Raw genomic sequence first — 17,883 nt, 5'->3', positions numbered from 1 at the left:
TTCCGCGCGGGCCGGCGGCGACGGCGCGGAGGTCGGCGGCGGCGCGGAGGCCGCCGGCGGGAGGGACGGCGGCCGGCGGCGGGAGGGGCGGTACGGTCGGATCGCGTCGCGCGGCGGGGCCCGCCCTGGCCGGCGGCCGGGGCCGGTTGGTCGGGTCCCGGTCCATCGGGTAACCTGGCCAGGTTGCCCGGGCTGCGCCTGGCGGCGACCTCATGAACGTTTCAATCCCAGGAGTATCCCGTGGCTAGCGTGTGCGACGTCTGTGGCAAGGGACCGGGCTTCGGCCACAACGTGTCCCACTCGCACCGGCGGACCAACCGCCGCTGGAACCCGAACATCCAGTCGGTGCGTACCCCGGCCGGTGGCGGCAACACCAAGAAGTTGAAGGTCTGCACCTCCTGCATCAAGGCTGGCAAGGTCACCCGCGCCTGACGCGGTAGGCCCCACCCTTCGCACTCGCCATTGCCGGCGGGCCGTGACGGCCCGCCGGCTCTGTCGTGTCCGTCGACCGCTGTGTCGTGTCCCGTCCACCCACGGGGCCCACGGGCACACCGGACGGGTCGAGCCCACGGGACGTCAGGGCCCACGCACCGGTCAGCGCGTGCGCCGGACGGGTCAGAGCGTGCGGGCGAAGGAGATGCAGCCCGGGGCGTCCCGGTAGTAGCCGAAGTTAGGGATCCGCTCGTAGCCGGCCGCCGTGTACATGGCGATGGCCTCCGGCTGCTTGTCGCCGCACTCCAGGACGATCCGCTTGCGCCCGTGCTCCCGCGCGGAGCGCTCCACCGCCGCCAGCACCGCCCGGGCCACGCCCCGCCCCCGGGCCGCCGGCGCGGTGTACATCCGCTTCAGCTCGGCGGTCTCGCCCTCGTCACCGTGGCTGCGCCAGCCGCCGCAGCCGACCGGCTCGCCGCCGAGGTGGGCGACGAGGAAGGCTCCGGCGGGTGGCTCGAACTCGCCCGGGTCGACGGGGGTCTCGTCGCCGCTGCCGCCGTAACGGGCGCCGAGGTCGGCCAGTGCGGCACGGATCAGCCGCTGCGCCACCGCCGAGTCGAAGCGCTCGACGCGAATCTCGATCTCACTCACGGAGTAAAGGGTACGACGGCGATCGGCCCTTACCGGAAGTGGTCCCAGCCAGCGGGTCCGTCGTACGGCTGTCCGTCGACGGTGACACCCGAGCCCTCCGTGACCGCGCCGATGGGCCGCCAGTCGGGCGGCAACGCCACCGCCGACGGGAAGGTCGCGGCCAGCGCGTGGTCGTCGCCCCCGGCGAGCAGCCAGGAGTACGGGTCGACGCCGAGCGCCTGGGCGGCGTCGCGCATCTGCCGGGGCACCTCGAAGGCGTCCCGGCGCACGTCCACGGCGACCCCGCTGGCCTTCGCCACGTGCCCGAGGTCGGCGAGCAGCCCGTCCGACACGTCGATCATGGCGGTGGCGCCGAGCCGGGCGGCGTGCGGCCCCGCCGGATAGGGCACCTCGGGCCGCCGGTACGCCTCCACCAGCAGCCGGGGCGTGCGGAAGCCCCGGGAGAGCACGGTCAGCCCGGCCGCCGCGTACCCGGTGCGGCCGGCCAGGGCCAGCACGTCCCCCGGCCGCGCGCCGGAGCGCGTCACCGGCGGCCGGCCGCCGAGGTCGCCGAGGGCGGTCACGGCGATGGTCAGGGTCGGACTGGCCGACATGTCCCCGCCCACGACGCTCGCGCCGACCTTCGCCGCCTCGGCGGCCAGCCCGTCGGCGAGCTCCTCGGCCCATCCGGGGTCCAGCTCCGGCGGCATGCAGAGCGCGACCAGCAGGGCGGTCGGCTGCGCCCCCATCGCGGCGATGTCCGCCAGGTTGGCCGCCGCCGCCCGGTGGCCGACGTCACGCGCGCCGGACCAGTCCCGCCGGAAGTGCCGCCCCTCCACCAGCACGTCGGTCGATGCCACCACCCGGGCGTCCGGGGCGGCCACCACCGCCGCGTCGTCCCCGGGACCGAGCAGCACGGTCGATCCGTACGACAACCGGGCGGTCACCCGGTCGATCAGGCCGAACTCGCCGACCCCCGCGACACTCATGCCGCTCCTCCGCCGCGCTCGCTCACCGCTTCTCCTCGACCACCGATAGGGATCAGTCCTGGTCCGTAAGGTACTTTCTCCCTTCGAGCCGCTCCGCAGGCGGCGACGGACGGAGGTCGAGTCGTGGTTCAGGCGTACATCCTCATCCAGACCGAGGTCGGTCGGGCGCGTGACGTGGCCGGTCTCATCTCGGATCTTGCCGGCGTCGTCCGCGTCGACGCCGTCACCGGGCCGTACGACGTGGTCGTGCTCACCGAGGCGAACACCGTCGACGAACTCGGCAAGCTCATTGTCAGCAAGGTGCAGATGGTGCCCGGCATCACCCGCACCCTCACGTGTTCGGTGGTGCGCCTGTAAGTGGACAAGATCACTGACTCTCCCGTGACCGATTCCGCCCAGCCCGGCGCCGAGCAGCCGGCCCGCGACCGGACGACCCGCGGCGCCGCGCTGATCGCGACGCTCGTCGCGCTGCCGATCACCCTGCTGGTGGGCGGGCTGGCGTTCACCCAGCTCTCGCCGGACGAGCGGGCCGAGCCGGCCGCCACGCCGAGCGCCACCGTCCCCGGGCCCCGCTCCAGCGCCCCGGTCGAGATGGCCGCCCCCGCGCTGGCCGAGCGGCCCGCCACGGTCTGCCGGGCCCTGCTCTCCCAGTTGCCAGCCACGGTCAACGACCTCCCGCAGCGCCCCGTCACCGCCGGCCCGGAGCAGAACGCCGCATACGGCGACCCGGCGCTCACCGTCGCCTGCGGCGGCGCGGAGCCGACCGTCGGCGAGACGGAGGACGTCTGGACGGTCAACCGGGTCTGCTGGTACGCCACCGAGCAGGCCGACGCCACGGTGCTCACCACGCTGGACCGGGAGACCGCCGTCACGGTCCGCGTGCCGCGCTCCTACGGTCAGGCGTTGCAGTGGGTCGCTCCCGTCTCGGACACCATCGTGGCCTCGGTGCCCTCCGGCGGCGACGCCCCCAGCGGCTGCCGGGGCTGACGAGGTCGGGCTCAGTGCAGGCCGGCGCCGCGGTGCAGGGCGGTGCGGATGAGGCGGTTGACCAGCTTCGGGTACTCCAGCCCGGCCGCCGCCCACATCCGCGGGAACATCGACGTCGGGGTGAAGCCCGGCATGGTGTTGATCTCGTTGAGGTAGACGTCCCACTGCGCGGTGACGAAGAAGTCGACCCGGGCCAGGCCGGCGCAGTCGAGCGCGGTGAAGGCACGGACGGCGTACTCCTGGACCTGCCGGGTCACCCGCTCCGGCAGGCCGGCGGGGATGTCGTACTCGCAGGCGGACTCGGCGTCGATGTACTTCGCCTCGAAGTCGTAGAAGTCGTAGTCGCCGACGACCCGGACCTCGGCGAGCACCGACGCCTCGGGCGCGCCACCGGCCTCGCCCTCCAGCACGCCGCACTCGATCTCGCGGCCGACGACGGCCGCCTCGACGAGCACCTTCGGGTCGATCCGGCGGGCCGTGGCGACGGCGGCGTCCAGGTCCGCCCAGTCGGTGACCTTGGTGATGCCGAACGACGAGCCGGCCCGCGACGGCTTGACGAAGACCGGCAGCCCGAGCCGCTCCTTCTCCGCCTCGCTCAGCGTCATCCCGTTGCGCAGCACCGCGTACGGACCCACCGGGATGCCCTCGGCGGCGCAGAGCTTCTTGGTGAACTCCTTGTCCATGGCGGCTGCGGAGGCGAAGACCTTCGCCCCGACGTACGGGATGCCGGCCATCTCCAGCATGCCCTGGATGGTGCCGTCCTCGCCGTAGGCGCCGTGCAGCACCGGGAAGACCACGTCGACGTCGGCGAGGGCCCGGGGACCGTCGGTGGGGTCGAGCACCATGAGCCCGTTGCCGGTCGGGTCGGCGCGCAGCACGACGTCGGTGCCGGACTCGGCGGTGATCTCGGGCAGCCGGCGCGCGGTGATCGCCAGCTGGCCGGCGTCGCCGCTGGTCAGCACCCACCGGCCGGCCCGGGTGATGCCCACCGGCACCACCTCGAACTCGTCCGGGTCGAGGGCGCCGAGGACACTGCCGGCGCTGACGCAGGAGATGCCGTGCTCCGGGCTGCGGCCGCCGAACACGATCGCCACGCGGGTCCTGCCTGGGGTGGTCACTGCGTCACCTCTTCGTACGCGACTGCTCCGGTCGTGGCGCTCACCCGGTTGACCTTACTGTGCGTGGCGGGTACCGGATGCCGATACCCGGCGACAGCCGAGCGCCACCGCAACCGGTCAACAAGGATATACGCTGCGTAACCAGGCCGTACGGGGCGGTGACGGCACCGGACGCCCACTACGCTGCACGTCCTATGAGCGCTGATCCCCTCATCGAGTCCCTGTCGGCGGCCCTGGACGCCCGCCCCGACGACCTGCCGCTGCGGCTGCACCTCGCCGGGCTGCTGCTGGACGCCGGCCGGGCCGGGGAGGCGATCGCGCAGGTCGGGCAGGCGCTCGCCCGGGATCCGGGCAACGCCCAGGCGCAGGCGCTGATGCAGCGGGCGCTGGCCGGCCCCGTACCGCCGCCGACGCCGCCCCCCGCGGACCCGCAGCCGCCGGCGCGACGCCCGACCCCGGCGGGGCCCGGCGGTCCCGCCGCCACCGCCGGCCAGGACCCGCTCGCGGCCTACGAGCAGGAACTGGCGGACGTGGTGCCGCCGCGCTTCGCCCGCGCCGGCGACGAGCCGGAGCCGGTGGCCGGCGACTCCGACCGGGTGTACGACGTGGAGGCCTCCGGTGTCCGGCTGGCCGACGTGGGCGGCATGACGGCGGTCAAGGAGCGGCTGGAGCTGGCCTTCCTCGGCCCGCTGCGCAACCCCCAGCTCCGCAGGATGTACGGCAAGAGCCTGCGCGGCGGCCTGATGCTCTACGGCCCGCCCGGCTGCGGCAAGACGTTCCTGGCCCGCGCGGTCGCCGGCGAGATGGGCGCGAAGTTCATCTCGCTGTCCATCGTGGACGTGCTGGACATGTGGATGGGCAACTCGGAGCGCAACCTGCACGAGCTGTTCCAGGCGGCCCGCCGCAACGCGCCCTGCGTGCTCTTCCTCGACGAGGTCGACGCGCTCGGGCACAAGCGCTCGCAGGTCGGCTCCAGCTCGATGCGGACGCTGGGCAACCAACTGCTGGCCGAGCTGGACGGGATGGAGGGCAGCAACGAGGGCGTCTTCGTGCTGGCCGCCACCAACACCCCCTGGGACGTCGACCCCGCGCTGCGCCGCCCCGGCCGGCTCGACCGGGTGGTGCTGGTGCTGCCCCCGGACGCGGAGGCGCGCCGGTCCATCCTGGAGTACCACCTCCGGGAACGCCCGATCGCGGGGATCGACCTGCGGAAGGTCGTGGCCGCCACCGAGGACTACTCCGGCGCCGACCTGGCCCACCTCTGCGAGACCGCCGCCGAGTACGCGATGGCCGACTCCGTACGCACCGGCGAGGTACGCATGATCGAGCAGCGGGACCTGGAGCGGGCGGTCAAGGAGGTCCGGCCGTCGACGAAGCCGTGGATGGCCACCGCCCGCAACGTGGCGATGTTCGCCAACGAGGGGGGCGTCTACGACGACCTGGTGGCGTACCTGAAGCGGCGCCGGATGCTGTGACGCCGGACGCCCGGTGGGAGGCGCCGGGCCGCGCCTCCCACCGGGCCGGGCCACCTGCCGGGCGGGCCCTCCCACCCGGCGGGGCCGCCTGCGGCGAGCGCACCGCACCCGCCGGCGTCAACCGTGCGTGTGCCGGCGGCCGATGGCGATCACCTTGACCCGCTGCCGGCCGGCCCGCACCATGCCCAGCGCCATGAACGCGCCGGCGATCCGGTCCGCCGCCTCCCGGCTGCTCGCCCCGACCACCTGACGGCGCCGCTCGGGACAGTTGCGTTCGTCGCGGCCGGCGCCCTCCGTCGGGCGTACGTCGGTGAGCACCACCAGAAACCGCGTCATCGGTGCCCGCCGGCGCGGTCGCCGCGGGCCTGTCGGGCAGTACGCACGTCGAGTCCCTTCCGGCTGGCGGGCACACGGGGAGTGGCACGCGGCGATCGGGTACGGGGGAGAAACCCGATCACCGCGCGCCCCATCCCCTCCGGTCGCTCACCACCACCGTCGCCACGACAACTGGCGGTGAGGACGCGATGACAGATTGACATGTTTACAGCAATGAATGCAACTCTCATCGACGTTCTCTCATCTACACCTTCCCAAGAAGATGTGCGACGATCGATGCATGGCTCCCAAGACCGCCCGGGCCCGTCGGCTGGGCATCGCGCTGCGCACCCACCGGGAAGCCGCCGGCCTCACCCTGGAGGCGGCGGCGGACGAGATCAGCAGCACCCGCAGCACACTGTCCCGCTACGAGAACGCGCAGACGCTGGTCAACCCCGCCACCGTGCGCGCCCTGCTCACCCTCTACGGCGTGGGCGCCGACGAGGTCGCCGCCGCCGTGCAGCTGGCCAAGGATGCCCGCAAGCCGGGCTGGTGGGTGTCGTACTCGCACCTGCTCGACCGGCGGACCATCGACTTCATCGCGCTGGAGGCCGAGGCCACCGGCATCGCCAACTTCGAGCCCTCGGTGGTGCCGGGGCTGCTGCAGACCGCCGACTACATCCGGGGCGTGATGCGCGGCGGCCCGCACACCCTGCGCGACGACGAGGTGGAGCAGCGGGTCCAGTTCCGGCTGGACCGCCAGCAGCGGCTCGTCACCGACCAGCCGCCGATCCTGGACGCCATCATCGACGAGGGCGCGCTGCTGCGGCCCGTCGGCGACCGGTCGGTCATGGAGGCGCAGCTGCACCACCTGGTCAAGATGGGCGAGCTGCCCAACATCACGGTCCAGGTGATCCCGCTCGCCGCCGGCTACCACCGGGGCACCCGCGGTTCGCTGCACATCCTGGAGTTCCCCGACCCGGAGGACCCGATCATCGCCTCGGTGGAGACGGTGGCCGGGCAGATGGTCCTCGACCGGCCGAGCGACCTGCGTACCTGCACCAAGATCATGGAGCACCTGCGGACCGTCGCGCTCAGCCCGACGGACAGCCGCGACCAGCTCCTCCAAATCCTGAAGGGACGGTAGGACCATGACACCGACGAGCAGCGCGGCGCTGGCCGTGGCCCGGTGGCGCAAGAGCAGCCGCAGCGGCGACGAGGGGGCGTGCGTGGAGATGGCGGTGCTCCCGGAGACGGTCGCCGTGCGCGACTCCAAGGACCCGTCCGGCCCCGCGCTGCTCTTCCCGCCGGCCGCCTGGGCCGCCTTCGTCGGGGCACCGCCCGGACACTGACCTCCCCCTGCGGAGGCGCCGGCGCGCCCGCTGACACGTCGCGCCGGCGCTTCGCCGGCGGCGGTCCCACCGTCGGGAGCCGGTGGGGCCGCCGCCCGACGGGGGTCGGTGCCACCCACCCCGGACCGGCCCTCCGGCTGCCCGGGCGGAGGCGGTGGAAGGCCTGCCCGGCGGGGAACGGCGGATCAGCCCGCGACCACCGGCCGAGGCGCGGGGCCGGCGCGCAGCGCCTCCAGCGCCGCGATCGCCACCCCCCGGGCACCGGCCATGTCCCGCTCGGGCACCAGCGCGAAGGTCGCCGAGGCGGCCTGCTCCTCCCGCAGCGCGGTGTGCTCGCGTACGGTCGCCAGGAACCAGTCCCGGAACTCCGGCGCCGCCTCCACCACCCCGCCCCCCACGAAGTACGCGTGCGGATCGGTGAAGTTGGCCGCGACGGTGAAGAGTCGACCCAGCGCCACCGCCTGCTGGGTGAACACCTCCCGGGCCAGCGTGTCGCCGCGCTCCCCGTAGCCCCGGACCAGCTTGGCCGCCCGCTCCGGCGGCTCGACGGCCAGCGGATGGTCGGGAAACCGTCCCAGCCAGTACGGCAGCAGGTTCCGCCGGATGGCGGTCAGCGAGGCGACGCTCTCCGCGTCCCCGGCGAAGCCGCACGCGCAGGTCGGCACCGGCTGGTCCGGCGCGAGCAGCCCGGTCAGCGGGATGTGCACGTGACCCAGTTCGCCGGCCATCCCCGCCGCCCCGGCGACCACCCGGCCCGCCTCGACCACGCCGCCACCCAGCCCCGTACCCACGATGGCCGACACCGACGAGCGGCGCATCGCCTCGGCGCCGAAGTACGCGTGGTGGGCGTAGAGCGCGGCCGCGTTCCCGTCGTTGTGGTAGACCACCGGCAGCCCGAGCCGCCGCTCCAGGGCGCTACGCACGTCGTAGCCCCGCCAGGCGGGCTCGGAGAAGTTCGTCGACCCGCGGGAGGAGATCACCCCGGTGGCGCTCGCCGGCCCCGGCGTGTCCAGCCCGACGGCGCGCACCGACGCGCGGGGCACCCCGGTCAGCGCCAGCACCCCGTCGAACGCGCGGGCCAGCGCCTCGATCGCCGCCGCCGGCCCGGCGCGTACCTCGCTCGGGTTCTCCACCAGGCCGTCCACCAGGAACCGGCCGTCCACGGTGAGCACGGTGGCGTTGTTGCTGGTGCCTCCGTTGTCCAGCCCGACGACCACCGGCACGTCCGCACCGTCCACGACAACCGCCTCCCGCCGCCACGCCTGGAGCTGAGGCTAGTTCCCCTCCCCCGCCCCCGCCAGGTGACGCCGGGTGACGGGAGGCGCCGGGGCCGGCGACCCGACGGGCCCGACCGCGCGCTGCCGGCCGGCACCCGGAGGAGGACGGCCTGGGGCGCGGCGGCCTCCCGTCGTCGAAGGCCGCGGGTCAGTCCGGGCGTCGGGCGGTGACGGCGGTGGCGTCCCGATCGTCGTCCCGGGTCACCCGCGGACGCAGGCCCACGGCGGTCAGCACCGCCAGCAGGGCGTCCACCTGCGTCTCGCCCGCCTCCACCACCAGGTGCCCGCCCGGGGCCAGCCAGCGCGCCGCGCCCTCGGCGACGCGGCGCAGCACCGCCAGCCCGTCCGGCCCGCCGTCGAGGGCCACCGGCGCCTCGTGCAGCCGGGCCTCCGGCGGCATCAGCGCCACCGCCGCCGTCGGCACGTAGGGCGCGTTGGCCAGCACCAGGTCCAGCCGACCCCGCCAGCGGACCGGCAGCGGGTCGTACAGGTCGCCCTCGAAGACCGGGACACCCAGCGGGGCCAGGTTGCGCCGGGCGCAGGCCACGGCGGCGGCGTCCACGTCGGCGGCGGCCAGCCAGCGCGGCGCGAGCCGGCGGGCCAGCGCCACCGTGGTGGCGCCGGAACCGCAGCACAGGTCCACCACGGCCGGCGCCGGCCCGGTCACCGCGACGGCGGCGTCGACCAGCAGGGCGGTACGCGCCCGCGGCACGAACACCCCGGGGTCGACGGCGATCCGTTCGCCGCAGAACTCGGCCCAGCCGAGCACGTACTCCAGTGGCGACCCGGCGACGCGGCGCTCGACCAGGCGGGCCAGCGCCTCGGCCGAGTCGGCGGCGGCGATCAGCAGCTCGGCCTCGTCCTCGGCGTAGACGCAGCCGGCGGCGCGCAGCCGCCGCACGAGGGCGGGCCCGTCGGCGTCGAGGGGAAAGACGGTCATGGGGTGCTCAGCGGCTGGCGTTCAGCGCGGCGGTGACGTCGGCGACCAGGTCGACGGAGTCCTCGACGCCGCAGGAGAGCCGGACGAAGCCGGGCGGGGTGTCGTCGCCCCACTGTGCCCGCCGGTCGGCGGTGGTGTGCAGGCCACCGAAGGAGGTGGCCGCGGCCACCAACCGGGCCGCGTCGAGGAACCGCCCCACCCGGCCGGCGTCGCCGAGGTCGAAGCAGAGCACCCCGGGAATCCGTCGCATCTGGGCCGAGGCGACCGCGTGGGCCGGATCCCCGGGCAGCCCCGGCCAGCGCAGCCCGGTCACGTCGTCGCGCCCCGCGAGCAGCTCGGCCAGGGCCCGCGCGTTCGCGGTCTGCCGGGCCAGACGCAGGTCCAGGGTGGCCAGCGACCGGTGCGCGAGCCAGGCGTCGAACGCGCCGGGGACCGCCCCGGTGGCGTTGCGCCAGCCGGTGACCGCGTCCCGCAGCTCGGCCGAGCGGGTCGCGACGTAGCCGAGCAGCAGGTCGGAATGCCCGGTCAGGGCCTTCGTCCCGGAGGCCACCACGACGTCGGCGCCCAGGTCGAGCGGTCGCTGCCCGAGCGGCGTCGCCGTGGTGTTGTCGACCGCGACCAGGGCGCCGGCGGCGTGCGCCCGGGCGGCCAGCGCCGCCACGTCGGCCACGTCCAGGCCGGGATTGGCCGGGGTCTCCAGCAGCACCAGGCGTACGCCGTCGAAGCCCGGGTGCCCGCCGGCGGTCGGGGCGAGGACCACCCGTACGCCGATGCCCTCCAGCGTGTCGGCGGCGAAGGCCCGGACGGCGAAGTAACCGTCCGACGGGAGCACCACGGTGTCGCCCGGCCTGAGCACCGACAGCAGCAGCCCGGTGATCGCGGCCTGCCCGCTGGCGAAGACCCGGCACTCGCCGCCCTCCAGCTCCCCGATCGCCGCCTCCAGCAGCCGCCGGGTGGGGTTGTCCGGCCGGCCGTAGCCGTCGGGCGCCGCCGAGGGCCCAGCCCACGGGTCCAGGTGGTACGGCGCGGCGAACACCGGCCCGGGCAGGAACGGCTGGCCGGGAGCCGGCTCGGGCAGGCCGGCGCGGACGCAGCGGGTGCCGTCCTGGTCTGCGGTCATGTCCCTCACTCCGGCTTGGTGGTGCGACTCATCAGCGCCTCGACGGCGAGCCGCGGGTCCATGCCCTCGTGGCAGACCAGCTCGACCTGCTCGGTGATCGGCATCTCCACCCCGTGCGCCCGGGCCAGGTCCCGCAGGGCCAGCGCGCTCTTGACGCCCTCGGCGGTCTGCCGGGTGGCGACACGCGCCTCCTCCAGGGTCGCGCCCCGGCCCAGGTGCTCGCCGAAGGTGCGGTTGCGGGCCAGCGGCGACGAGCAGGAGGCGACGAGGTCACCCATCCCGGCCAGGCCGGCGAAGGTGAGCGGGTCGGCGCCCAGGGCCACCCCGAGTCGGGCCGTCTCGGCCAGTCCCCGGGTGACGAGCATGGCCCGGGTGTTGTCGCCGAAGCCCATCGCCACGGCGATGCCGTACGCCAGGGCGATCACGTTCTTCACCGCGCCGCCCAGCTCGCAGCCGATCACGTCGTCGTTGGTGTACGGGCGGAAGTAGGGCGTGGTGATGGAGCGCTGCACCAGCGTGGCCCGGTCGACGTCGGCGCAGGCGACCACGGTGGCGGCGGGCTGCTCGGCGGCGATCTCCGGGGCCAGGTTGGGGCCGGAGACCACCACCACCCGGTCCGCGGCAACCCCCGCCGTCTCCACGATCACCTCGCTCATCCGCCGGGTGGTGCCGAGCTCGATGCCCTTCATCAGCGACACCAGGGTGGCGTCCGGATGCAGGTGCGCGGTCCATTCGGCCAGGTTGCCGCGCAGCGTCTGCGACGGCACGGCCAGCACCACCAGTTCCGCCCCGGTGATCGCCTCGGCGGCGTCCCCCGTCGCCGTGACCCGCGACGGCAGGAGCACGTCGGGCAGGTACTCCGGGTTGCGCCGCTCGACGCGGATGGTGTCGGCGACCGCCTGCCGGCGGGCCCAGACGGTGACGTCCCGACCGGCGTCGGCCAGGATCTTGGCGAACGCGGTGCCCCACGAGCCGGAGCCCAGCACCGCGACGTGGCCGCTCACGCCGCCGCCTCCGGCCGCCGCCGCTCGCCGACGGGGCGGGCCGTCCGTTCCCACAGCGGTGGCGGGGTACCGCCCCGGATCTCGGTGAGCATGTCACGAAGACGCAGCATGATGGTGTCGGTCATCTCCTCGAGGACGGCCTTCGTCGGGGTCGCCCCGGACCAGCGGTCCAGGTCGACGGGGGGCCCGGCGACCACGGTCACCGGGATCCGGGGGCGCGGGTTCAGTCGGGAGCGGCGCGGGTCGAAGATCCGTTCCGGGCCCCACATGGCGACCGGGACCACCGGCGCCCCGGTGGCGAGCGCGAGCCGGGCGGCGCCGGTCTTGCCCTTCATCGGCCACAGGTCCGGCTCGCGGGTGATCGTGCCCTCCGGATATATCACCACCGCGCCGCCCCGGTCGAGCGCGGCGACGAGCTGGTCCAGCGACCGCACCGCGTCCACGGTGTTGCGCTCGACCGGGATCTGCCGGCACCGGTGCAGGATCCAGCCGATCACCGGGACCCGGAACACGCTCGCCTTGCCGAGGAACTGCGGCCAGCGGCCGGAGTCGTAGACGAAGTGGGCCGCGACGAGCGGGTCGGCGTGCGAGATGTGGTTCGGCACGATGATCACGCCGCCGTCGCCGCGCAGGTGCTCCATGCCTCGCCAGGTGCGCCGGGTCCAGACGGTCATCACCGGCTTGACCAGCACCACGGCGAACCGTTGCCAGAACCCCAGCCTCGGCCGTGTCACCCGCGCCTCCTCGCCCGCCCCGCCCCGCCCCGGTCCGCACCCGGTGACGCCCGCAGCGGAAATCATGCCTGCTCGACCCGGGTCCGGCCAGAGAGGGTACCGCCGCGTGGCTGGCAGGATGGCGGTGTGAGTCAGCCGAGGTGGACCGTGGTGGTGCCGGTGAAGCGCCTCGCCGCCGCGAAGAGCCGGCTACGGGGGGCGCTGCCGGCCGTACCGCACGAGGAGCTGGCGCTGGCCCTGGCCGCCGACACGGTCGCCGCGGTGCGGGCCTGCCCGGCGGTCGCCGGGGTCCTCGTCGTCACCGACGACGCCCGCGTGGCCGAGGCCGCCCGCCGGGCGGGCGCCCGGGCACTGCCCGACACACCCGGCGCCGGCCTGAACGCCGCCTTCCGGCACGGTGCGTCGGCCGTCGGCGGCGGCTGGGTGGCCGGGCTCACCGCCGACCTGCCCGCGTTGCGCCCGGCCGAACTGGCGGCCGCGCTGCGGGCGGCGCGGGCCGAGGGCGTACGCCGGTACGTGCCCGACGCCCCCGGTCAGGGCACCGTGCTGTTGACCGCGCCCCCGGGTGTGCCCCTGGATCCCCGTTTCGGGATCGGCTCGGCCGCCGCGCACGCCGCGAGCGGGGCGCTCGCCCTGAGCGGCGACTGGCCGAGCCTGCGCCGGGACGTGGACACGGCCGACGACCTGGCCGCCGCGGCGCGGCTCGGGCTGGGGCCCCGCACGGCCGCGCTGGCCGCCGCCGGCTGCCCGGCCTGAGGGGCGTGTAGCGTGCGGGGCATGCAGGGCACGGTGGCCACCTACGACGCGGCGACGCGCAGCGGGACGCTGCTCCTCGACGACGGCACCGAGCTGGCGTTCCCGGCCCGGGCGTTCGACGCCTCCGGCCTGCGGCTGCTCCGTCTCGGGCAGCGGCTACGCGTCGAGACCGACGCCACCGGCGACGTGGTCCGGGTGACATTGCCGACGATGGCCTAGCGGCTACCCGAAGTTCGTTTTGCGTTAACCGTGTGCGGGTGATTATGGGCGGGTGAGCACCCCTCGCAAGCAGCCCGCCAACCGTCCGCACACCGACCCGGCCCCATCCCGCAACGGCGCCCGGTCCCGGGGCGCCGACGGCCGCTTCCACACGGCGGCATCCGGCGGGACGCCGGGGGACGCACCCGGCGGGACTCCCGGCGCGGATGTCGCCGGCACCGACGCGGCAGCCGCCTCCAGCGGGCTGGAGGAGGTGCTGGATCCGGCGGCCCGCCCGCCCGCCGAGGCACCCGCGCCCGGGGGCGGCGACGAGCCGCCCGCGCCGGAGCCGCTGCCGGAGGACCGCTTCCTCAACCGGGAGCTCTCCTGGCTCGACTTCAACGCCCGGGTGCTGGCGCTCGCCGAGGACCCGGGCACCCCGCTGCTGGAACGGGCCAAGTTCCTGGCCATCTTCGCCAGCAACCTCGACGAGTTCTACATGGTGCGGGTCGCCGGGCTGAAGCGCCGGTTGCAGGCCGGCCTGCCGGTACGCGGCGGGGACCGGATGCCGCTTCGCACCCAGCTGGAACTGGTCGCCGCGAAGGCCGCGACGCTGGTGGCCCGGCACTCCGCCTGCCTGACCGACGAGGTCCTGCCGAAGCTGGCCGCCGAGGACATCCGGATCCTGCGCTGGAGCGAGCTGGACGACCCCGAGCGGGAGCGGCTGCGCGCGTACTTCCGGGAGCAGATCTTCCCGGTGCTGACCCCGCTGGCGGTGGACCCGGCGCATCCCTTCCCGTACATCTCCGGCCGGTCGCTCAACCTCGCGGTGGCGGTCCGCGACCCCGACGGCGGCTCGGAGTTCTTCGCCCGGGTGAAGGTGCCGAACAACGTGCCCCGCTTCGTGCGGGTGCACCGCGACCTGCCGGGCCTGCGGATGCTGCCGGTGGAGGACCTGATCTCGGTGCACCTGGGGCAGCTCTTCTCCGGGATGCAGGTGGTCGAGTGCCACCTGTTCCGGGTGACCCGCAACGCCGAGGTGGAGGTCGACGAAGACCGCGACGAGGACCTGCTCCAGGCCCTGGAACGGGAGCTGGCCCGGCGCCGGTTCGGCCCGCCCGTCCGGCTGGAGGTGGCGGCCTCGACCTCCGAGCGGGTGCTGGAACTGCTCGTCCGCGAGCTGGACATGCACGACCAGGAGGTGCTGCGGGTGCCCGGCCTGCTCGACCTCTCGGCGCTCTGGCAGCTCTACAACGAGGCCGACCGGCCGGACCTGAAGGATCCCCCCTTCGTGCCGGCCACCCATCCGCGGCTCACCGAGGGCGAGGTGCCGCGCAGCGTCTTCGCGACCCTGCGCGACGGGGACGTCCTGGTCCACCATCCGTACCACTCGTTCGCCACCAGCGTGCAGCGCTTCATCGAGCAGGCCGCCGCCGACCCGGACGTGCTGGCGATCAAGCAGACCCTCTACCGCACCAGCGGCGACTCCCCGATCGTGGACGCGCTGGTCGACGCGGCGGCCGCCGGCAAGCAGGTGGTGGTGCTGGTCGAGTTGAAGGCGCGCTTCGACGAGGTGGCCAACATCGGCTGGGCGCGCACGCTGGAGCGCGCCGGCTGCCACGTCGTCTACGGCCTGGTCGGGCTCAAGACGCACTGCAAGACCGCCCTGGTGGTACGCCAGGAGGGCAACCAGATCCGCCGCTACTGCCACATCGGCACCGGCAACTACCACCCGAAGACCGCCCGGCTCTACGAGGACTTCGGCATGCTCACCGCCGACCCGGAGATCGGGGCGGACCTGACCGACCTGTTCAACGTGCTCACCGGCTACAGCCGGCAGACCGCGTACCGCCGGCTGCTGGTGGCGCCGCAGGGCATCCGCCGTGGCCTGATCGAACGCGTCGAGCGGGAGATCGCGCACGTGCGGCTGGGCCTGGCCGGGCTCGTGCAGATCAAGGTGAACTCGCTGGTCGACGAGGAGATCACCGACGCCCTCTACCGGGCGTCGCGCGCCGGCGTGCACGTGGACCTGGTGATCCGGGGCATGTGCACGCTGCGGCCGGGGGTGCCCGGCCTGTCGGAGAACATCCGGGTCCGCTCGATCCTGGGCCGGTTCCTGGAGCACTCGCGGATCTTCCGGTTCGGCAACGACGGCGACGCCGAGTTCTGGATGGGCTCGGCCGACCTGATGCACCGCAACCTGGACCGTCGGGTCGAGGCGTTGGTACGGGTGAGCGACCCGGTCGCCCGGGCCGAACTGGACCACGTGATGACCGCCGCGATGAGCCCGGACGTGGACGCGTTCGAGTTGGCGCCGGACGGCACCTGGAGCCGGCGTGCCGGCACGGGCGAGGAGCGGCCGGTCCACCTCCAGGAGTCGCTGCTGCGTCGTGTCGGTGGCACGGCGGGCTGACCGGTGGCCGCATAGGCTGACCTGATGCTGGATGAGCGGGACGCGGCCGGCCCCGGCCGGGAGTGGCCGACCGGGGTCCCCGACGCGACGCCCCCGATCCGGGCGGCGGGCGGGGTCGTGTGGCGCCCCGCCGACGATCCCGGGGTGGCCGCCGAGGGCCCGGACGCCGCCCGCGCGTCGTGTGGCGGGCCGCTGGTCTGCCTGGTGCACCGGCCCCGCTACGGCGACTGGTCGCTGCCGAAGGGCAAGCTGGAGCCGGGCGAGCATCCGCTGGTCGCCGCCGTCCGGGAGGTCGCCGAGGAGAGCGACGTCCGGGCGGTGCCGCAGGTGCGGCTGACCACCGTGCGCTACCGCAGCGAGGGACGGCCGAAGGTGGTCGACTACTGGTCGATGCGGGCGGTGGCCGCCGGCGGCTTCCAACCGGCCACCGAGGTCGACGACGTGCGCTGGCTCGGCGTCGACGAGGCGATCCGGCTGGTCAGCTACCCGCACGACGCCGAGGTGCTGGCCGCGTTCGCGGCCCTGCCGCCGGTCACCGGGACGGTGGCGCTGGTCCGGCACGCCCACGCCGGCAAGCGGGCCACCTGGTCCGGCCCGGACACCGGCCGGCCGCTCGACGCCCGGGGCTGGGCCCAGGCCCACGCGCTCGCCCCGCTGGTGGCGGCGGTCCGCCCCGTACGCCTGCTGTCGGCCTCGGCCCGCCGCTGCGTGCAGACCCTCGACCCGGCGGCGGCGCTGCTCGACCTGCCGATCGAGGTCGACGGCGACCTGGACGAGCCGCGGCCCGGCCAGCAGCCCGACGAGTGCGCGCTGGCCGCCGCCGCCCGCCTGGCCGCGCTGGCCGCCACCGGGGAGTCGGTGGGGGTGTGCAGCCAGGGCAAGGTGATCCCGGGCGCCCTGGCCCGGCTCAGCGGGCGGCCGGACGACTTCACCACCCCGAAGGGCGGCGGCTGGCTGCTCGCCTTCGCCGGCGACCGCCTGCTCGCTGGCGACCGCCTCTGACGGTGCGCAGCCCGGGGCGGGCCGTCCGGTGCGGGCCGTGCCGTGCGCGCACAGGGCGATCGTCCGGGAGCGGCGGGCCCGGCGGCGGGTCAGGCCGGCGGGGGCAGGGTCAGGGTCACCGCGACCGGCAGGTGGTCGCTGGCCGTCCCGGGCGGGGCCGCCGCGTCGCCGGCCGCCACGTCGGACGTGACGAAGATGTGGTCGATCTGCTGGCGCGGGGCGTCCGCCGGGCTCGTCGGCAGCGGACGGGCGGCGGCCAGCGCGTCGACCAGGCCGGCCCGGGTGAACTCGACGAACGCCGGATCGCCCGGCTCGGTGTTCAGGTCGCCGGCGACCACCAGGGGCCGACCGGCGGCGTACCGGAGGGCGAAGTCGGCGACCGCGCGGGCCTGGACCACCGGGTCCTCGCCGGGCGGCGGCTGCAGGTGGGTGGCGACCACCGCGAGGCGGACGCCCTCGCTGAAGTCGACCGTGATCCCCAGGGCCTGCGCCCCGGTGGGCGCGCCGACGGCCGGCAGCGGCCGGGTCCGTGCCGCGTCCAGGGGCCAGCGGCTCAGCACCGCGTCGCCCCAGAGCGGATCGGCGGCCGGCGCGAAGACGTACGGCATGTCCAGCCGCTCCGCCAGCAGGTCGAGCGTGTCGTGGCCGCCGTTGAGCAGCCAGCCCCGGTCCACCTCGCTGAGCGCCACGATGTCGGCCCCGGCGACGGCCCGCGCCAGCGCGTCCGGGTCGAAGCGGCCGTCCATCCCGAATCCCATCCGGACGTTGTACGCCGCCACCCGTACCGTCCGCGGCGGCCCGTCCCGGTTGCTGGCGGAGAGCAACTCGTCGCTCGCGACCGCGGCCAGCAGCGTCAGCACGGCGGCCGTGGCGGCCGTCCGCACCGGCGGCAGCGGCGGCCGGGCCGGTCCGGGGGCGGGCCGGGTGGCCAGCGCCACGGCGGCGACGAGCAGGGCCACCGCCACCGGCACCCCGGCGTTGGGGTGGCCGAGGTCGTAGGCGGCGTAGTACGCCACCGCCGCGACGGCGAAGACGAGCATCCCGACGACGGCGGCGTACCCGCGTCGCCCCGCCGCCCGCGCCGCGCCCCGCCCCGCGCCGTCCGCGGCCGGCGCCGCCCCGTCCTCGGCGCGGTCCCCCG

At 75.2% G+C, this 17,883-nt stretch carries 20 protein-coding genes; 10 read left to right on the top strand and 10 right to left on the bottom strand.

Features of this window, described 5'->3' with window-relative positions:
- Positions 1–240 precede the first annotated feature (240 nt).
- Positions 241–432, top strand: coding sequence for a 50S ribosomal protein L28 (rpmB, locus tag V6U77_RS27745; protein ID WP_011905179.1), 192 nt, complete (start codon positions 241–243; stop codon positions 430–432).
- Positions 433–615: 183 nt separating this feature from the next.
- On the opposite strand, the gene V6U77_RS27740 is transcribed toward rpmB, so the two are convergent.
- Both V6U77_RS27740 and V6U77_RS27735 read right to left on the bottom strand, forming a co-directional pair.
- A complete protein-coding gene (locus V6U77_RS27740) occupies positions 616–1,083 on the bottom strand; it encodes a GNAT family N-acetyltransferase (RefSeq protein ID WP_334609697.1) in 468 nt (155 codons plus the stop codon).
- A gap of 29 nt (positions 1,084–1,112) precedes the next feature.
- Positions 1,113–2,051, bottom strand: a complete 939-nt coding sequence (locus V6U77_RS27735) for a thiamine-phosphate kinase (protein ID WP_334609695.1) — start codon at positions 2,049–2,051, stop codon at positions 1,113–1,115.
- A gap of 123 nt (positions 2,052–2,174) precedes the next feature.
- Here V6U77_RS27735 and V6U77_RS27730 point away from each other — a divergent pair, with 123 nt between their 5' ends.
- Positions 2,175–2,408, top strand: a complete 234-nt coding sequence (locus tag V6U77_RS27730; protein WP_089001579.1) for an Lrp/AsnC ligand binding domain-containing protein — start codon at positions 2,175–2,177, stop codon at positions 2,406–2,408.
- Positions 2,409–3,038 carry a DUF3515 family protein gene (locus V6U77_RS27725; protein ID WP_334609693.1) on the top strand — a complete coding sequence of 210 codons (630 nt, stop codon included), beginning with the start codon at positions 2,409–2,411 and terminating at the stop codon, positions 3,036–3,038. It abuts the gene before it with no gap.
- An 11-nt stretch (positions 3,039–3,049) separates the two neighbouring features.
- Here V6U77_RS27725 and V6U77_RS27720 read toward each other — a convergent pair whose 3' ends face one another.
- Positions 3,050–4,156 (bottom strand): D-alanine--D-alanine ligase family protein, encoded by a 1,107-nt coding sequence (locus tag V6U77_RS27720; RefSeq protein WP_334609692.1) that lies wholly within the window; start codon positions 4,154–4,156, stop codon positions 3,050–3,052.
- A 194-nt stretch (positions 4,157–4,350) separates the two neighbouring features.
- On the opposite strand from V6U77_RS27720, the gene V6U77_RS27715 reads away from it, so the two are divergent.
- Positions 4,351–5,631: an ATP-binding protein gene (locus V6U77_RS27715; protein WP_334609691.1), complete on the top strand. Its 1,281-nt coding sequence runs from the start codon at positions 4,351–4,353 to the stop codon at positions 5,629–5,631.
- 117 nt (positions 5,632–5,748) lie between these two features.
- Here V6U77_RS27715 and V6U77_RS27710 read toward each other — a convergent pair whose 3' ends face one another.
- Positions 5,749–5,967, bottom strand: coding sequence for a hypothetical protein (locus V6U77_RS27710; protein ID WP_334609690.1), 219 nt, complete (start codon positions 5,965–5,967; stop codon positions 5,749–5,751).
- A gap of 280 nt (positions 5,968–6,247) precedes the next feature.
- Here V6U77_RS27710 and V6U77_RS27705 point away from each other — a divergent pair, with 280 nt between their 5' ends.
- Together V6U77_RS27705 and V6U77_RS27700 are read left to right on the top strand one after the other, a co-directional pair.
- The gene (locus tag V6U77_RS27705; protein WP_334609689.1) at positions 6,248–7,093 is read left to right on the top strand and encodes a helix-turn-helix domain-containing protein; all 846 of its coding nucleotides are present in this window, start codon (positions 6,248–6,250) and stop codon (positions 7,091–7,093) included.
- A 4-nt stretch (positions 7,094–7,097) separates the two neighbouring features.
- Positions 7,098–7,298, top strand: a complete 201-nt coding sequence (locus V6U77_RS27700; RefSeq protein WP_334609688.1) for a DUF397 domain-containing protein — start codon at positions 7,098–7,100, stop codon at positions 7,296–7,298.
- Between the two features lie 185 nt (positions 7,299–7,483).
- Here the strand turns inward: V6U77_RS27700 and V6U77_RS27695 are convergent, their stop codons facing one another.
- From V6U77_RS27695 to V6U77_RS27675, 5 genes are all read right to left on the bottom strand, one after another.
- A complete protein-coding gene (locus V6U77_RS27695; RefSeq protein ID WP_334609687.1) occupies positions 7,484–8,536 on the bottom strand; it encodes an ROK family protein in 1,053 nt (350 codons plus the stop codon).
- Positions 8,537–8,723: 187 nt separating this feature from the next.
- A complete protein-coding gene (locus V6U77_RS27690) occupies positions 8,724–9,515 on the bottom strand; it encodes a putative protein N(5)-glutamine methyltransferase (protein WP_334609686.1) in 792 nt (263 codons plus the stop codon).
- A gap of 7 nt (positions 9,516–9,522) precedes the next feature.
- On the bottom strand, positions 9,523–10,635 hold the full coding sequence (locus tag V6U77_RS27685) for a cystathionine gamma-lyase (RefSeq protein ID WP_334609684.1): 1,113 nt from the start codon (positions 10,633–10,635) through the stop codon (positions 9,523–9,525).
- Positions 10,636–10,640: 5 nt separating this feature from the next.
- A complete protein-coding gene (locus V6U77_RS27680) occupies positions 10,641–11,639 on the bottom strand; it encodes an NAD(P)H-dependent glycerol-3-phosphate dehydrogenase (protein WP_334609683.1) in 999 nt (332 codons plus the stop codon).
- Complete coding sequence (locus V6U77_RS27675; RefSeq protein ID WP_334609682.1) at positions 11,636–12,373, bottom strand: lysophospholipid acyltransferase family protein; 738 nt, start codon at positions 12,371–12,373, stop codon at positions 11,636–11,638. Before V6U77_RS27675 ends, V6U77_RS27680 begins: the two co-directional genes overlap by 4 nt.
- Positions 12,374–12,499: 126 nt before the next feature.
- Here V6U77_RS27675 and cofC point away from each other — a divergent pair, with 126 nt between their 5' ends.
- Genes cofC through V6U77_RS27655 form a run of 4 tightly spaced genes read left to right on the top strand, consistent with a single transcriptional unit; the run spans position 12,500 to position 16,742 of the window.
- Positions 12,500–13,129, top strand: a complete 630-nt coding sequence (cofC, locus tag V6U77_RS27670) for a 2-phospho-L-lactate guanylyltransferase (RefSeq protein WP_334609681.1) — start codon at positions 12,500–12,502, stop codon at positions 13,127–13,129.
- A 21-nt stretch (positions 13,130–13,150) separates the two neighbouring features.
- Positions 13,151–13,348 (top strand): cold-shock protein, encoded by a 198-nt coding sequence (locus tag V6U77_RS27665; RefSeq protein WP_334609680.1) that lies wholly within the window; start codon positions 13,151–13,153, stop codon positions 13,346–13,348.
- Between the two features lie 52 nt (positions 13,349–13,400).
- Complete coding sequence (locus V6U77_RS27660) at positions 13,401–15,740, top strand: RNA degradosome polyphosphate kinase (RefSeq protein WP_334609679.1); 2,340 nt, start codon at positions 13,401–13,403, stop codon at positions 15,738–15,740.
- Between the two features lie 24 nt (positions 15,741–15,764).
- Complete coding sequence (locus V6U77_RS27655) at positions 15,765–16,742, top strand: NUDIX hydrolase (RefSeq protein ID WP_334609678.1); 978 nt, start codon at positions 15,765–15,767, stop codon at positions 16,740–16,742.
- An 89-nt stretch (positions 16,743–16,831) separates the two neighbouring features.
- Here V6U77_RS27655 and V6U77_RS27650 read toward each other — a convergent pair.
- Positions 16,832–17,883, bottom strand: a 1,052-nt coding sequence (locus V6U77_RS27650) for an endonuclease/exonuclease/phosphatase family protein (protein ID WP_334609677.1), incomplete at its 5' end; no start/stop codon positions are given.

The organism is Micromonospora sp. CPCC 205546 (assembly GCF_036902715.1).
In the GTDB taxonomy this organism is placed as follows: Bacteria; Actinomycetota; Actinomycetes; order Mycobacteriales; family Micromonosporaceae; genus Micromonospora.
Note: the sequence above shows the minus strand (reverse complement) of the source record. Positions and strands in the feature narration are given on the sequence as shown.

What these genes read in the sequence shown, in the direction of transcription:
- V6U77_RS27690 (WP_334609686.1), bottom strand. Translation starts at nt 9,515, where the DNA reads ATGACCGTCTTTCCCCTCGACGCCGACGGGCCCGCCCTCGTGCGGCGG.
- V6U77_RS27665 (WP_334609680.1), top strand. Translation starts at nt 13,151, where the DNA reads ATGCAGGGCACGGTGGCCACCTACGACGCGGCGACGCGCAGCGGGACG.
- V6U77_RS27735 (WP_334609695.1), bottom strand. Translation starts at nt 2,051, where the DNA reads ATGAGTGTCGCGGGGGTCGGCGAGTTCGGCCTGATCGACCGGGTGACC.
- V6U77_RS27715 (WP_334609691.1), top strand. Translation starts at nt 4,351, where the DNA reads ATGAGCGCTGATCCCCTCATCGAGTCCCTGTCGGCGGCCCTGGACGCC.
- V6U77_RS27700 (WP_334609688.1), top strand. Translation starts at nt 7,098, where the DNA reads ATGACACCGACGAGCAGCGCGGCGCTGGCCGTGGCCCGGTGGCGCAAG.
- V6U77_RS27655 (WP_334609678.1), top strand. Translation starts at nt 15,765, where the DNA reads ATGCTGGATGAGCGGGACGCGGCCGGCCCCGGCCGGGAGTGGCCGACC.
- V6U77_RS27710 (WP_334609690.1), bottom strand. Translation starts at nt 5,967, where the DNA reads ATGACGCGGTTTCTGGTGGTGCTCACCGACGTACGCCCGACGGAGGGC.
- V6U77_RS27705 (WP_334609689.1), top strand. Translation starts at nt 6,248, where the DNA reads ATGGCTCCCAAGACCGCCCGGGCCCGTCGGCTGGGCATCGCGCTGCGC.
- V6U77_RS27685 (WP_334609684.1), bottom strand. Translation starts at nt 10,635, where the DNA reads ATGACCGCAGACCAGGACGGCACCCGCTGCGTCCGCGCCGGCCTGCCC.